Source organism: Pedobacter sp. MC2016-05 (genome assembly GCF_026239735.1).
Taxonomy (GTDB): Bacteria; Bacteroidota; Bacteroidia; order Sphingobacteriales; family Sphingobacteriaceae; genus Pedobacter.
Genome location: NZ_JAPIVT010000022.1, coordinates 39,059 through 55,212, shown reverse-complemented (window position 1 = coordinate 55,212; position 16,154 = coordinate 39,059). Strand labels below are relative to the sequence as shown.

9 protein-coding genes are annotated in these 16,154 nt (G+C 39.1%); all 9 read right to left on the bottom strand.

What is annotated here, in order from left to right:
- Nucleotides 1–3: 3 nt before the first annotated feature.
- Nucleotides 4–312, bottom strand: coding sequence for an L-rhamnose mutarotase (gene rhaM, locus OQZ33_RS20955; RefSeq protein ID WP_265801372.1), 309 nt, complete (start codon nucleotides 310–312; stop codon nucleotides 4–6).
- 245 nt (nucleotides 313–557) lie between these two features.
- Entirely contained in the window at nucleotides 558–3,005 is a 2,448-nt protein-coding gene (locus tag OQZ33_RS20950) for a glycoside hydrolase family 31 protein (RefSeq protein ID WP_265801371.1), read from the bottom strand.
- Nucleotides 3,006–3,026: 21 nt separating this feature from the next.
- Nucleotides 3,027–4,154, bottom strand: a complete 1,128-nt coding sequence (locus OQZ33_RS20945; RefSeq protein ID WP_265801370.1) for a glycoside hydrolase family 88 protein — start codon at nucleotides 4,152–4,154, stop codon at nucleotides 3,027–3,029.
- A gap of 100 nt (nucleotides 4,155–4,254) precedes the next feature.
- A complete protein-coding gene (locus OQZ33_RS20940) occupies nucleotides 4,255–7,161 on the bottom strand; it encodes a sugar-binding domain-containing protein (RefSeq protein ID WP_265801368.1) in 2,907 nt (968 codons plus the stop codon).
- A 254-nt stretch (nucleotides 7,162–7,415) separates the two neighbouring features.
- The gene (locus OQZ33_RS20935) at nucleotides 7,416–8,210 is read right to left on the bottom strand and encodes a rhamnogalacturonan acetylesterase (RefSeq protein WP_265801367.1); all 795 of its coding nucleotides are present in this window, start codon (nucleotides 8,208–8,210) and stop codon (nucleotides 7,416–7,418) included.
- Nucleotides 8,211–8,265: 55 nt separating this feature from the next.
- Nucleotides 8,266–9,033 (bottom strand): rhamnogalacturonan acetylesterase, encoded by a 768-nt coding sequence (locus OQZ33_RS20930; protein WP_265801366.1) that lies wholly within the window; start codon nucleotides 9,031–9,033, stop codon nucleotides 8,266–8,268.
- Nucleotides 9,034–9,104: 71 nt separating this feature from the next.
- A complete protein-coding gene (locus tag OQZ33_RS20925; protein ID WP_265801365.1) occupies nucleotides 9,105–10,973 on the bottom strand; it encodes a rhamnogalacturonan lyase in 1,869 nt (622 codons plus the stop codon).
- 25 nt (nucleotides 10,974–10,998) lie between these two features.
- Nucleotides 10,999–13,422: an MG2 domain-containing protein gene (locus OQZ33_RS20920; protein ID WP_265801364.1), complete on the bottom strand. Its 2,424-nt coding sequence runs from the start codon at nucleotides 13,420–13,422 to the stop codon at nucleotides 10,999–11,001.
- A gap of 6 nt (nucleotides 13,423–13,428) precedes the next feature.
- On the bottom strand, nucleotides 13,429–15,846 hold the full coding sequence (locus OQZ33_RS20915) for a glycoside hydrolase family 95 protein (protein ID WP_265801362.1): 2,418 nt from the start codon (nucleotides 15,844–15,846) through the stop codon (nucleotides 13,429–13,431).
- Between the last annotated feature and the right edge of the window lie 308 nt (nucleotides 15,847–16,154).

Sequence of the window (16,154 nt, the reverse complement as noted above, 5' to 3'; positions counted from 1 at the left end):
TTTTTAATCTAAATGGAATACCTGTTCTAATGGAATTGATACGGGAGATTGGTCGGCATTAGTTTCCATGATATCGGCCATGTATGCCCACCATTTCTGAACGATTGCTGTACTGCCCAAATCTTGTGATGAATTTCCATTTTGCTGTTGTACGGCAAATAAGGTATCGGTTTCTTCATCTAAAAAAATGGAATAATCACTGATGCCATTTTCTCTAAGCAATACAGCCAACTCTGGCCAAATTGCATCGTGACGAGCTTTATATTCAGCCTTAAAACCAGGCTTAAGTTTCATTTTAAATGCAATTTTCATCTTTTTCTATTACTATGTTTTAGGATGACAAAACCCCTCGCTATCATGCTGAGGGTTAATTTATTTCAAAAAACAATATGAGCGGCGTTTTAGGACGGTCGTCATTGCGAGGGAGTATTTCACGACCGCGGCAATCTTCTCTTTTACGAATGAGATTGCTTCAATCGATGAAAAATCAATTTCGCAATGACGAAAATAAAAACATCAATGGTAGATACGAAGCATCCTTACCTTTCATCCCCACGTTAATTTACTTTCAAACTAATATCCCTGTCATTATTGCCAGCCGATTTTATCCAAATCACATTTACTTTAGCATCATAGTACCAACCAGCAGCTTTATCCAACGAATCGACAGATTTCAGGTTTTCCACCATATTCCCATTTTCGGAAATTGATTTTGGAGTTGTTCTACCATTCCAACGAATCTTTGCTAAATAGCGGTGATTACTGGGCTTAAATGCCCCAGAAGGTTTTGCAATGTTTAATGTCAATTGGCTATCTTTTAACGACGAGGTAATTTTAGTAATCGAGAAGTTTCCTGTTTTATACTTTGAAGTGAGGTTATCATCTTCGTAAAGATCATATTTTGAATCTGCGTAAGGAAAAACATCCAATGTGATTACATCAACAGGTTTTTCTCCAGCGTAAGTCATTTCTGGTTGCATGGGAATAATGCTTCCAGCCTTTACAAAAAGTGGGATTGTATCTAATGGAGCCACTACATGATGGTAACTTTTGCCGGCAAACTTTTCTCCGCTGTAATAATTAAACCAGGTGCCTTCTGGTAAGTAAATAGACCGCGTAATCGCACCTTTAGTAGTTACCGGGGCAACCATAAAGTTGTCGCCAAACATATATTGATCGCCAATTTCGTAAACATTTTCATCATCCTGATGGTTCAAAACCAAAGCCCGCATCATTGGCAAGCCTGTTGCATATTGTTGATGCATGCTGCTGTATAAATATGGAAACAAACGGTAGCGTAGCAGATCATATTTTTTAAAATTCTGCAAAGCCTGCTCACCATAATTCCAAGGCTCTTTATAGCCGGGATGGTCCATCCCAAAAACAAGTGCAATAGGACTAAATATCCCAAACTGAACCCAACGGATGTATAGTTCAGGATCGGCCTGATGTTCGAAACCGCCCATACAATGTGCCCATGAACCCACACCTGAAAGGCCAACATTTAAACCTGCCTTTATTACGGGTGCAAAATACTGCCATTCACTAGGCCAATCGCCGGCAAAAATATAAGGATAACGTTGGATACCTGAATAACCCTCACGAGTTTGATTCAATCCACGAAAACCATTTAGCTTTTCAAATTCCAGAAAAGGTGCTTTGGCATAGGCCACGGGAAATAAATTATGTAATCGTTCTGCTTCTTTACCTGTTGGCCCAACTTTTTCACTCTCATTTGCCAGTGCACCAAAAGCACTTCCTTCATCGGTTTTAAGAAATTTCGCACCTAATTTCGCTACCCGCATCACCCCGTTATCCCACCACCATTGGGTTGACTTTTCATCGAAAAAGTTAACGAATTCTCCTGGTTTTCCATTTTCTGGATAGGTAAAGCCTTTCTCCTGTGCTTGATCTAATAGATTTAATTTCTTCGCATTATCAAACCGCGGACGAAGATGTAATCCTACCATTTTGTAGTTCATGGCATAAATACTGTCAAACATTCCCTTTGGATTTTTGAAGGTTTCCCGCCATTCGAAAGAGGTTGCACCTTTCCCTCCCTTTTCGCCAAACAACCTCCAGGTAGAATCTAGCCAAAGCAAATCAACCGGAATGCCCAGCTCTCTATATTTTCTCGCCAATTCAACAACGTATTGGTCTGAAGTTTTATCCTCATGTCCCCAGGTTCCTCCGCTATATGTTCCTGCATGTAAACCAAGGGCAAATTGTGGTAACATAGGCGATTTACCAGTAATGGAAGTATAAGAATTTAATATTTCAGGAAATGTTGGTCCGTAAATAAAATAGTAATCCAGTTCTCCATCAGCAGCCTTAAAACTGTACTGATCTTTGTTTGATGCGCCCATATCCCACTCTGTGGCAAAAGAATTGTGGAAGAAAATGCCATAACCTTTTGTGCTCATGAAAAACGGCACCGGACAGTAATTTGCCTCCAAAATATTATAGGCGCCAATGGCATGGGGCAAACCTTTACCACGACCAACATTTAAAGTAACTTTTTTAAACCGACGGTCCATAAAATCCATCCTTTCACCAAAGCCGAAAAAATGCTCATCGGCCTGAAGCTTTTTAGTTACGCCAACTTTTGTAGCAGCTTTAGCAATTGCCCCATTATTTTCAGCGCTCAAAAGTTTTCCTTTTAAATCAAAAACATCGATTTTAAATGGAGTTTTATAAATTTTAATTAAAACTTTGGCTGTCGAGATTGTAAACTGATCTTTCTTTTCCTCCACTTTAGCAGTAACATTCGGCCAGCTATATTTAATGACCATCAAATTTTCATTTACCTCGTATTTTCCGTTCCAGCTTGATCTGATTCGGAACATTTCCGGGGTACAAAAATCAAGCTTAACCTCGCCGTTTGTAGTTAGAAATGAAATTGTGTTGCCGTCTTTTTTAAAACCTGATTTATAGTTTCCAATGGTTTGAGAGGAAGCTGTAAACGAGAACAAAAGAAGAGCAAAAGCCAGATATTTTTTCAACATAGTATTTGTGATGGAGTATTGCTATTTCTTCAATTTATAAATCTCGGTACCGGCCAATAAAAAGCAGCCCAATCCATAATCCTCAAAATCTGGCTTGCTGGTATAGGTTACCGGTTGTCCATCTTTCGGCTCTTTACCTGTACCCTGCGTATACCCAAGGAAGCCATTTTTTTGAACAGCGTATTTTGCCATACCATTCCATGCTTTATTGATAATTGGCAAATAAGTTTTCTTATCTAAGATACCTTTGTTAACGCCCCAGGCCATTCCGTAAACAAATAAGGCGGTTCCTGAAGTTTCTTTACCTCCAAAGTGATTCGGATCATGTAAACTTACATTCCAAAATCCGTCTGTGCGTTGTAATGGAACCAAAGCTTTGATCATTTCATGGTAGGTTTTCAAATATTCATCATAACCAGCGGCATTTTTTGGCATAATATCCAATACCCTAACCAGTGCTGCAACTACCCATCCATTTCCTCGCGACCAATAACAATCTTCGCCATTTGGCTCTTTATAAGGCGGAACGAAATCCTTATCTCGCCACCAAAGGCCATCCTTTGCATTGTATAAACCGCCACCCTGCACATTTTTGCTGTGTAAATACATTTTATACATGTAATCATAATAGCTGTTATCGTTGTATAAGTTACCCAACTTCGCAAAAACAGGCATTCCCATTTGCAAAGCATCAATCCAGGTCCAATCGTCTACCTTACCAGATTTAACCATCATATCAATTGAGGCTTTAATATCTTTGATACGCTCTGGTTTTTTATCGATATTATAAAGATCAATGTAGGTCTGGCCACAAGCATGATTGTCTGCATCTCGTGTTTTCACACCATCTCTTAATCCCCAATGGTTCTTTTCGCCCCATTGAACGGCGTAGTCATAATATTTCTGTTCACGATTAACTTCATACAAAGCCATTAATCCTTCATAATAAACTGCCCGGGTCCAAAGGTTACTTGGCCTTTCTTTATTGGTGATGATGGACTTGCCAGCATCGGGCCATTTGTTCATGAAATAGGTATTGGTTAATTGCATGGCGCTTAAAACCGCTTTTTTATTTGGAATTTTCTGCGCAAAAAGTAGCTGCGCTGACAAGCCAATGATGAGGGAGAAAAGGAATGTGAATTTCTTCATTATTATTAATTTATGGTTATCATAAGGTTTAAAGCAGAAACAATCTTTTGCAACGCTTGTGCTTTCAGATCGCCTCGCTCGCCTCTACGACAATTGTTTTCTAATTTGAATTTGGTTTAGGCTTTAACTCATCGGGACTATCTTTTGTAAAAGTATCGAACTGAATTTTAGATGGACTTTCGAAAATATCTTTTACGGTATTATAGGCGACCTCATACTTCGGTTTAAAGTTGTCAGACATCATGTATCGTTGCAAGCTAAAATAAAGTTGTTGTGCCGCTGGCGAATCTTTTAAATCGGGACTTAGATTAGCACTGGAGATAATCAATTTGCCTTTACCCACTTTTGCCTCTAAAACTAAAGCCAGTTTACGATTTAAAAACCAGGTATCGATGGGTTGAACGATCGGCTTAAATCCTTTAGGAAAATCTTCCAAATTCATTACCTGCGCTTTATTTACAATTTCCCACCATTGCATATTGCTGTGGCTTTCAGTTGGGAAGTTTTCGAAGGCCGGATTTGCCGGATCGCAAAGAATCCCTAATGTATGCGGCGGACGCATTTTAAACCAAGATGTATTCCAGAAAACAGGCAAAAATGTTTGAACTACCTCCTTGCCCTTAATTACTTTGCCTGCTGCGTTTAAGAACACATTTCCGCCTTCATCCAATACTTTTTTTGCCTGATCATCCAATTTGCCAGTATAATAAAAACTGGTTTTAAATTTTGGAAGTTCTGCCGGATAAACCCAAAAACTCCAATCGTTGGCAAATTCGGTACCTTCAATGCTTACCTCTACATTTAACCTGGTGGCTTTTTGAATAGTATTCAAATCGAATTTGATATCTCCAATTACAGTTCCATTTGCAACAGGTAATGTTTGTGGGCTAAAAGCGCCCTGAGCCAATGTTGCTCCCGAAGCTTCTTTTATTGTCCATAAAACTTTCGCATCTTTTAACGGCGCTTTGCCAAAGTGCGCAACTTGAACAGCTGCAGTTAGAGTTTCGTTGTTGGTGTAAACAAATTTGGGAACGTTAAGCAATGGAACGGTGCTGTTCGAAAAACGCCTAAATTCTTTAGCGGTGATGTATCCTTTTTCATCCCAAAAGGCATCCAAAACACCAACCAAAGCTGTTCCCTGGCCAGGATAATCATTTAAAGAAAGTAATTGATAACCATTGTAATTTGGTGTTCTTAAAGCTTTCTCGATTTCATTTTTATAACAAAGAGCTTGTAATTTTCCCGAAGCCATTAAAAAATCTTTTGCCTGATCGGCCATATCATGATCGGCTAAATCTTCTTGAAACATCTCGAAGTTTTTCGGCTTGTAAACACCGGTATATTTTTTCATCTCCTCAAAATTTGGAAATGCACAATATTGCCCCATTTCGTGGGCTACAAAAGGAACAGTGAATTGTTCAATTTGCTTGGCATAGGTAGAGATGCTCTCCGGTTTTTTACCCCAATCTAATCCGCGGGCACCAGCACGAACCATGTACTCATTATTTGGAATTACCGGCCAACTGCCCCCTACTGATGCTCCTGTGTATAATCTTCTCGAATCTTTTGCTTTCCAATAATTATTAAATTTTGTTAGATATTCTACCTGTCTGCCTCGAGGTTCATTGCCATAGGCCATCATACAAAACGAAGCGTAGTTGCCGTAGTTTTTCGCCATCCGATTCGTTTCATCGTAAATGAATTGGTCAATTGGTTTCCCTTCTCCTATTGATGTACCATGGTTGGCCCAACTTGGCCCTTCAGGTTGTAAATAAAATCCAGCTAAATCTGCAGCAATAAAAGCCGCTTCAGGCGGGCACCAGGAGTGAAAACGCATGTGGTTTAATCCATGTGCTTTTGATATTTTGAAAATTCGCTCCCACGCAGCAACATCCATAGATGGATAACCAGTTAATGGAAATTCACAATTGTTAGCTGTTCCGCGTAAAAATACCGGGCGGCCATTAATTTCAAAACTTCTGCCGACAGCCTTAAACTCACGCATGCCAAACTGAACATTTTTAGTGTCTTTTTTACCATCATTGGCAATTAGAGAAGCTGTTAATCGATATAAGGCGGGATCAAATTCATCCCAAGTGGCAATATTATCGCCCATTGGCAATTCGATTTCTAAAGTACCAACTCCATTTTTAATCTGGTAAGGAGCCGTTACCGGCTTTACACTGATAATATTTTTGGTATTAAAACTTTTTGCAGATAAGGTAATCTTCCCGTTGGAAGAGATGTTGGACCCTGCCTTTAGTTCAATTTTTACTTTTGCTGATTTTTTCTTTAAGTCTGGATAAATCTGAACATCTTCAAAATATACAGGAGAACCTGCCCGCAAAAACATCGTGCCCACTACACCATTCCAGTTTCCCTGTGTATGGTCGGTTAAACTGTGAGAATCCTGACCGACATTGATGGCTTTAATCCGATTGTCAATCAACAGTGTAATGGTGTGTTTTCCTGGTTTTAAATTTGCTGGCAACTCAAAATTTTGTGCCACCACAAAGGTGTATTGCGTGCCAATTTCCATATCATCAATCCAAACATGTGTTTCTGAGTGGGGATATTCCAGAGATAAAACCACCCGCTGCCCTTTCCAGTTTGCCGGAATTTCAACATCTTTCTGATACCATGCGGCACCTGTATAATGTTTTGCAGGGGTTAACCAGAAAGGAATTTTAAGGTTTCCAGGTTTACGATATTTTTCCAAACGGGGGTGATAAAAATAAGAACTATCGTAAATACTCCCCGTCCATTTTGTTTTAAGCGTAATGTCGTCGCCTTTTAAATTTTCTGCCATAGAACCTGGTAAGTTGATGGTTTCAGGCAATTTGGTATTGTACCATTTCGCCTTGACACCTTCGTCACCAGCATCAATCTTAAACCTCCACTTCCCTGCAACAGAAATGGTTTGACTGAAGCTACTCCTAGAAAAAACTGCTATAAAACATATAGCCAGTGCTACACATTTTGCAAACGACAATATTTTTATCTGCATAATTTTATCTGAAATGAATGCTAAAGCATTCTATATATTTGGTTAAGGGCACTATAATAGCACTAAATATAAATATGGGCAACCTGTAGTGTCCTGTTAAACCAGTTTTTTATTCATAGTGATCTTGAACAATATCCATTGTAAGATTGACATTGTTCGAGAACTTATTAATGAGTTTTACCTGGAATGAGATCTCTCCGCTGTGAAAAACAGCCTTAGAAATGACGATCAATTAGAAATAAAAACCATCCCCTCTACTTCAAGTAAGCTTGTAGCTTATTTTTTTTCAATAATTTCAAGCCCTCCACAACTAGTGCAGCATTCACTTTTGCTCCATCTTCATTGGTGTGTGTATGGTCCTTTTCAGTGAAATAGCTTTTAATTTGATCTGCTGATGAAACCGAATACTTATCTTTAATCAATTGGTTTAAGGGAATAAAATCTACGTTTTCAGCCTTTGCAACTTCTTGCGCCCATCCAGCATAACTATCATTAACTAAAATTACTTTACCATCTTTTACCGGATTTCTGGGAATCGACGAGCAAATAATTGGCGTTGCGCCTTTAGCCTTGATATCTTTTATAAACTTCCGCATATACCAGCCATAGGTATAAACAGTTTCCTGTTTCTTTTTGATGGGGTTGAAAGTATCTTTGCTTTCCATGCCAATACCTTTTATAGTACCACGGGCACGAGCAGTATCATCAAGCGGACTGCTGTCATTGTGTCCAAACTGCATCATCACAAAATCACCTTTTTTAACCTTTGCTAATACCGCATCCCATAAACCATTGGTTTGAAATGTTCTGCTACTTGTTCCGCCCAAAGCATCGTTTTCAATGTTAATTTTTTCGGTATCGAAAAAATTTTCGATGAAGCTTCCCCATCCCCATAAGGCACCATCTCCTTTACCCTTTCCGTTTTTTACGGTAGAATCTCCAATGAGGAATAGTGTAGGTTTCTGTTTTTGCTTCAATATCATGCAAGAAGAAAAGACGATAAAAGCACCCATTAAAATAAGGGTTAGATATGTTTTTTTTGATTTCATAAGAATATTAATTTATAACTACCGAGATGGTATAGATTTTTAGACTGATTAATTTTTACAATAAATAATTTTTCAGTTTACATCCATTCAATTTCTTTATTCCTTCTACTACCGATTGTGCATTTAGTTTAGCGCCTTCCAAATTGGTATGTGTATGATCTCCGGGAAAAAATGATTTAACTTTTTCAGGTCCCATCGCGTCGTACTTATCGCCGGTAATTTTGTTGAGATCGACAAAAAAAGCTTGCTCTTGCTGTGCTACTTCTGCGGCCCATTTTCCAAAGCTTTGATCAGCCCGGAGCACTTTTCCATCTTTAAATTGATTTCTGGGAATCATAGAAACCACAATTGGCGTGGCGCCTTTGGCCTTCGTTTCGCGAACGAATTTGCGGATATACCAACCAAAAGTATGCACAGTTTCCACTTTTCCATCAGGCCAGGTTAGCACTTTTGTTTCTTCGCCAGTCCCTTTCAAAACACCTCTTCTGCCTGCTTTTGTGGTGTCGGGTTCGCTACCATCATTATGCCCAAACTGCATCGTTACAAAATCCCCCGGCTTTAATGTTTCCAAAACTTTGGCCCATCTTCCTTCTGAAAGAAAAGTTCTGGTACTTCTGCCCGCCATGGCATTATTCTCCACATGAATTTTGGTGGTATCAAAAAGTGCGGCAATCGGTGTTCCCCAACCCCAGGTTTCTTTGTTTGAGTTACGCACTGTTGAATCGCCAATGGTATGAAGTGCTGGCTTTTCGGGTTTAACAAATGCTGAAGCAATGATGAGTATCGCTGCAAATACAAATAATTTTATTGATGTTGATTTCATGAGTTTATATTTTTTCAAAATTTTGAAATATTAGACTGAATCGAGCCTTTTATTTTGAACGTTGATTCCAATCATTTTAGGTTTTTAAGTGCAGGCTTAACAAATATAATATTTGGTTTGGGTGCCTTTTTCATCCCATGTCCGAAATAAAAACCAGTATGCGGCGGCTGGTTGTAGCCAACATTTTGCCAGGCAATGCTAAGGCGGTATTGGGGATCATGCATTAAGGTGTAATTTCTATGCTCCGTTGGAATAGTGGTGGTGTAAATTCGGAGACTTTGATTGTCATACGATCGAAGAATGAGCTCTTCACGCCAATCGCCAAAAAGATCTGCACTTAATGTTGGCGTAGACTTCGTCCAGTTGTTCGCAATAGCACCATCAGCGGTCAAAAGTCTTCCACCATTGTATTTATCGATATGATTGCCATCTAAAAGTTCCCGCGAGAGATCTCCATCCCAGTAAATCAAAAAATTGGTAGATCGCGGCTGTGCTCCAATTCTATTGCCTTTAATATCAAATAAACCATTTGAACCCGACCACCACATTTGTGCACCCACTCGGGTATTATCTATGTTATCTGCAACGCCTCTACCCACATCTTCATCTTCAGATCCATACCATAATATTTCGCCAGTTTTTGCATCATAAACTGCCACTCCCGGTCCTTTTGTTCCTTCTTCAATCTCGTGGACACCAAAGACCTCGAGTCCGGGTCTTTCCGGATCGAGATCGGAAACATGCAAAGCATCACCATGACGCAAACCAGTTGTGTATAAACCTTTTCCATTATCGTCCACACACATTGATCCGAAAATGATCTCATCTTTTCCATCACCATCCACATCGGCTACGCTTAAATTATGGTTTCCCATTCCTGAAAAGGGATTTCTTCCATCCTTTGAGTCAAAAACCCATCGGGAGGTAAGTTTGCCGTCTTGCCAATCCCAGGCTGCTAAAACAGTTCTACCATAATATCCTCTGGCCATCACAACACTCGGGTGGATGCCATCAAGGTAGGCGATACATGCTGTAAAACGATCAACACGATTTCCGGAATCATCATTTTTGCCGTTACCACCTTTTCCACCCCAAGCGCTAATATCGCCTCTAGAAGGAATGTAATCTGTAGTCGCCAAAGCTTCACCCGTTTTGCCGCTAAAAATGGTAAAAAATTCCGGTCCCTCTAAAATCCGTCCATTGCGATTACGATAATCTTTTGTTGACTCCCCTATTACCTTTCCTTTACCATCAATAGTACCATCAGCAGTTTTACAGGCGAATTCGGAAATTCCATCCCCATCTAAATCGTAAACCATAAACTGCGTATAATGAGCACCTTCTCTGATGTTTTTGCCTAAGTTAATTTCCCACAAAAATGTGCCATCAACTTTGTAAGCCTGAAAAATTGGTGGATCAGTTATTCCATTTGATGAATTATCACGACTTCGACCCGTTTGGTGCAAAACAATATCATATTCTCCGTCTCCATCAAGATCACCTACCGACGCATCATTAGGCGTGTATCCGGCTGGAGTCTTCAATGGAATAGTCAGGTATTGATTTGCAGCACTTTTAGCCTTCAATAAAAATGGTTTACTCGCTTCTTGCTCCTGATTTTTAACTATTGCTTTCACAAAATAGCTATTATCCAAATCAGGATTTATGCCAACATCAACAAAATTTGTTCCTTTAGATAGCGGAGTTTGGTTAAGCTTTTTAGCTGTTGTATTGGCTGTTTTGCGATAAAGATTAAAAGTGATGTCATCAGGTTCAGTTCCTAAAATCCTCCAGCTGATAAATACAGAATCAGCACCCTGGCGAACGGCAACCACACCTCTCCCCAGGTTTTCCATTTGGCGTTGGGCAGAAACATACAATGATGAAACGGTCAGCAGCAGCAGCAATCCGAATTTCAAAACGGTTGGTTTACCTTTCATGAAGTTCTTTCCGTTTGGTTTAATTTTACTGAACAACATATGTACTTTTAGCGGCAACTGCCGAGCCTTTTTCTGTTATTCCATCAGCCTTTACTACAATTGTTCCTTTATTATCGCCATTGTAGAAAACTACATTTGCCTCACCTTGGGCATTGGTTTCTACTCGTGGCGCCCAAAAAACGGTAGTTCGCAGATCTTTATTTTTATTTGCAGGATTGCTATAATTGGGAGAATAAAAGGTTCTTGCGTTGTAATATCCAGTTAAGTCGAGGTTAAGTAAATGAAGATTTGTTGCGCCAAGCGCATCATCTTTTAAGTTAAGACTTATCACATAGACATCGGTACCTGAATTGTTAATGAGGTGCTGCACCTTTACCTGACTAATTTTATCCATACTCAAACTATAATAATCCCGCCTTTCTCCTACCAGCTCTTCCCGATTATTAACTCTTATTATTGGCGAGATCTTTTTGCCATTTGAAATAAACGAAATCCCTTCAGATCCTACTGAATCTATATCTTCGCGAGGGTAAGCGCCACTAACCTTAGTGAGCAGAAAATGTTCGAGGCCGTTAAAAGAATAATCGGCAGCAGTGATATTGAAAATCTGTTCTGGATAGCCAAATGTCATCATGGTTTCATTAAAGAGTACTACTTTCTTTTTGCTTTGCTCTGCCTTAATTTCAATATCATTTAAGGTTATCGAATCGCCGAATTTATAAGTTCTATTATAATCCATGCGTTTACTGATTTCTGCATCAATATTTGTCGCAAAATCTTGCAATCCTCTTTTAAAGGTGATGGATATAGGTTTAGCTGACGAATCAATTTGAAGCCAGCCGCCCTTTTTCCCTTTTGCATCCTGCGAAGAAATTTTAATCGGTTGATCACCATACCACTTTAGTCCATCAATAAAATAATTTCCATTTTGATCTGTTGTGGTGGTAAATAACTTGTCGCCAGTAAAGCCCGAGCCAAACAAAGTGATGTTCATATTTGCTAGCGGTTTGTTACCGACTTTTTCTCGTACAAAGCCTTTTACTGATAGGGCTGGTTCCGGTAAATAACTCACAGCAATGGCTGTATCGGCAAATTTTCGCCATAAATATTCTCGCCAGCCTTGTGTTAGCAAAAGCAAATCCAATTGTTTTAAACCTGAAGGATTTTTAACATCAAAATATTGATCCGGATTTTTAATCTCGCCTTTAATTTCTGATTGAAGCAAGAGGTAGGCGCAAATATTAGTTCCATCATCTGGAATCAAGCCATCAACAGCAGCCAATGAGAAATGGGTTTTTACCGGCATGCCGAAAACATCAGTAGCTTTTACCTTAAGTACCACTTTTTCGCGAGCTTGATAAGCCCGTTTGTTGGGTTTAAGGGTATAGGATATTTTTTTTTCGTCAGAAATAAAAATCAAACGTTCACAGTGCGGTTTCCCTAAATCATCGACTAAAGTAACTACCGCAATACCAGCTGGAAAACCTTTGCTTGGAATAGAAACTGAAATACTTTGCTTAACCATTTTAACTGCACCTGTGTAGATCTTATCTCCTGCATGTTTAACGACAACAGATAAGGTTTTTCCAGAAACTTCATTAAACATCATCTCATTAGCTGTAATTGATGCTTTTATGTAGAGCGAATCAGCGCTTACATGTAACGACAAACCTTTTTTAAGCACTTCTGGAAGTGTCGTCGAAAATTTCTCGTTCCCGAAAAAACCAACAGCTCGATAGGTTTCATTTATTTTTGGCGTAAAAGTAAATAGTCCCATTCCTGCAGCCGTGCTTTGAAAACTCGTTATTGTATCGCCTTTGTTAGAAACGATGCTACCTGATGCTTTAAGACCGTTGCCTAAATCATCATTCGTTTTAAAAGCCACCAAACTGTTTACACCCTCAACAAGTGCCCCACCCTCAGGAAAAAATGTGATTGTCTTCTTATTTTCACTTTCGCCACTGCCAATTGGTTTTTTGTTTGCGCTACGCGTAGCATAAGTGGCATTTTCTTTCAGGTTGTTTGTGATATATATACTTTTCCGAAATACGAATTCATTGCCAAAATTCCGCATCCAGTTCGTGTAAGCACGTATGTTATACCAGCCCGTAGCCATCGAATCTGGTAATTTGAAATCGCCATTCCCTAACCCTTTGCTTAATAAAATCGTTTTTTTATCTAATATTCCCGAATGGGGAGAAACAAGTTCTACATATAAATTAGCACTACTCGATGTAAGACTTGTGCTTTTTCCGTTCACCAAATAGGCACTATACCAAACATCCTCACCAGCACTGAAATAGTTCCTGTCCGTTTGCAGGTAAACCTTTTCAAAGAATAATTTCATGGTTTTCGCATCTGGAAGTGCCTTGACAGATTTTTCCTGTGCCATACCCAACCAGGAATAGCAACTCACCACAATAAAAACAATGATATGTTTGATCTTCATAAGAGCTTAATTAGAATCAGTTGTGAAATTATATACTTTCCCTGTAACCGTTTTCAATGTATTATAGTACAATTTGCCCCGCCTTGTTTGCCTTGCGTTTTCAGCTTGGAGGCTAACATCGGTTAAAAGGTTTAATTGATTACCTTTTTTAGATAAAATAGTTGCTTTGATTAACTTTCCTTTATCCCAGTATAAATCGACAACAAAGCCGCCGCGGGCTACTAAACCTTTTACATAACCCTGTTTCCAGGCAGATGGTAAAGTAGGCAATAGTTGTATCTGTGCTAGATGACTCTGCAAGAGCAGCTCAGCAACACCTGCAGTTGCACCAAAATTACCATCAATTTGAAAAGGCGGGTGTGTATCAAAAAGATTATTTAAGGTAGAATGTTTAAGTAGTTCCTGATACATTTTATAAGCATGGTTTCCATCAAGTAATCTTGCCCAAAAGTTAATTTTCCATGCTTTGCTCCAGCCCGTTCCTTCGTCTCCTCTTACCATTAAAGTTTTAATAGCTGCATTAGAATAAATGGTATCAATTAAAGGAGAAATTTCTCTTCCTGGATGTAAACCAAACAGATGAGAAACATGACGATGTTGTGGTTCTTCATCTTCAAAATCACCATACCATTCTTGCAAGTTGCCTTTTTTACCAATTTGCAAGGGTCTCAGCCGATCACGTTTTGATTTTAGAAGATTAGCAAATTCCTGATCAGTACCTAAAACTTTAGCAGCATCAATCATATTATTAAACAGATCTCGAATAATCGACAAATCCATTGTTGAGCCGATGGTTACAACCTCTTTGGTCCCATCAGGCAATAAATAGCTGTTTTCTGGAGAGGTGGAAGGAGCTGTAACTAAATAACCGTCTTTTTCTACAAGCCAATCGAGGCAGAAAAGTGCGGCACCTTTCATCAAGGGATATGCCGTCTCTCTTAGGTATGTCTTATCGCCTGTAAAAAGATAATGTTCGTACAAATGCTGCGAAATCCATGGGCTTCCCAATGACCAGTTTGCCCACTTCGGATCGCCTGTTCCTTCGCCAACTGGATTTGTTTGTGCCCAAATATCAGAATTGTGATGCAGGGCCCATCCTCTTGCGCCATAGTAATTTTTAGCTGTTTTTTCACCATTTATAGCCATGTGTTTAATTTGCGTAATCAACGGCTCTGTTAACTCGGATAAATTAGTCACCTCCGCCGGCCAATAATTCATCTGTAAATTTATATTGGTGGTGAAATTGCTTCGCCATGATGGCCGGATAGAGGCATTCCATATCCCCTGCAAATTGGCTGCTATACCACCCGGACGCGAACAAGAAATTAACAAATATCTTCCAAACTGAAAATATAGTTCTTCCAAACCGAAATCCGTATTCCCGCTTTTATAGAGGTTCAAACGCTCATCTGTCGGTATATTTGATAAAGAGTCGCCGGTATTATTTATGGAAAGTACAAGGCGGGTAAAATATTTCTGATAATCGTTAATGTGCGATGTTTTAAGCGAATTATATTGTTTTTTCTCTGCTTTACTCAAATAGTCTAATGCCTTTGCATTTTCATTAATCCCATCCTGATCGGGATATTTATCAAAGCCATTGTAGCTGGTTGCTGCAGATACAAGCAATAGAATTTCGGAGGCATTTGTAATATTCAACAAACTATCTGCGCTTAGCTTTCCGTCTGTTTTAATTACTTTAACCCGGGTTTGATAACGCATTCCATTTCGGTGAAGACTATCTGAATATATTAATGGTTTTTGATTTCTTCGCTCATCAGATGTAATACGTGCCTTACCCTTTAAAATAATTTCATTCCCTTCTATTTTAACTGCATGATCAAGTTCGGCGCCTAAACCCAAACTGATATTTAACGCCTGCTTTTTACTGGAAGTTAAGCGGATAACAATTACCTGATCAGGAAAAGAAGCAAATATTTCGCGTTTGAAATCAGTGCCATTAACCTGAAAAAAAGTTGTTGCAACGGCCGAGGAAATATCAAGGCTTCTCTTGTAATTGCTGACAGATCCGTTTAGCTTTTGCTTTAAAAACAGATTTGCCAAAGGCTGATACATATTGGTATTGGGCCCTTGCATTTTTTTCATCAGCTTTACGGCCTGCCCGTTTTGTCCTTCAAAAAGCAATTTCCGCACTTGTGGTAGGTATTGAATAGCCTCTGGGTTCGGGTTGGCATCAACAGGACCTCCCGTCCAAAGGGTTTCTTCGTTAAGCTGAATCAGTTCTGATTCCACTCTGCCAAATACCATGGCGCCTAATCGCCCGTTGCCAATCGGCAAAGCTTCATCCCAATTTTTTGCCGCATTTTTATACCATAATGTTTTGCTTAAGTTTTGCTGCTGCCCATACGAAACCGCACAGAAACAGATCATCATTAACAAAAGATTGATGTAAGGGAACCTCATATAAGTGATATTGGTTAGAAAAGCGCTTCTTAATTAAATTTAAAACGCCCTTTAAGTCGACAATTTAGAGACTAAATTATAAACTGGCATCCTGTGGTATCCTGCAATTTGATGTTAACATGCTACAGTAATGGTTTGAACCCGTTAAAGCTGTATGAAATTAAAATTGCGATATAAATGTTACTTAATCGTTGGGATACATCTTTTCAATGATAGCAATAAGAACAAACCATGCAAAACCAAGCATGGCAATATTGTAGAATATTATTCAAAAAAAAAATAATCGTACAATTAACGTTTATTATTTT

Coding starts and splice junctions, on each gene's coding strand:
- rhaM (WP_265801372.1), bottom strand. CDS start 312: ATGAAAATTGCATTTAAAATGAAACTTAAGCCTGGTTTTAAGGCTGAA.
- OQZ33_RS20950 (WP_265801371.1), bottom strand. CDS start 3,005: ATGTTGAAAAAATATCTGGCTTTTGCTCTTCTTTTGTTCTCGTTTACA.
- OQZ33_RS20945 (WP_265801370.1), bottom strand. CDS start 4,154: ATGAAGAAATTCACATTCCTTTTCTCCCTCATCATTGGCTTGTCAGCG.
- OQZ33_RS20940 (WP_265801368.1), bottom strand. CDS start 7,161: ATGCAGATAAAAATATTGTCGTTTGCAAAATGTGTAGCACTGGCTATA.
- OQZ33_RS20935 (WP_265801367.1), bottom strand. CDS start 8,210: ATGAAATCAAAAAAAACATATCTAACCCTTATTTTAATGGGTGCTTTT.
- OQZ33_RS20930 (WP_265801366.1), bottom strand. CDS start 9,033: ATGAAATCAACATCAATAAAATTATTTGTATTTGCAGCGATACTCATC.
- OQZ33_RS20925 (WP_265801365.1), bottom strand. CDS start 10,973: ATGAAAGGTAAACCAACCGTTTTGAAATTCGGATTGCTGCTGCTGCTG.
- OQZ33_RS20920 (WP_265801364.1), bottom strand. CDS start 13,422: ATGAAGATCAAACATATCATTGTTTTTATTGTGGTGAGTTGCTATTCC.
- OQZ33_RS20915 (WP_265801362.1), bottom strand. CDS start 15,846: ATGAGGTTCCCTTACATCAATCTTTTGTTAATGATGATCTGTTTCTGT.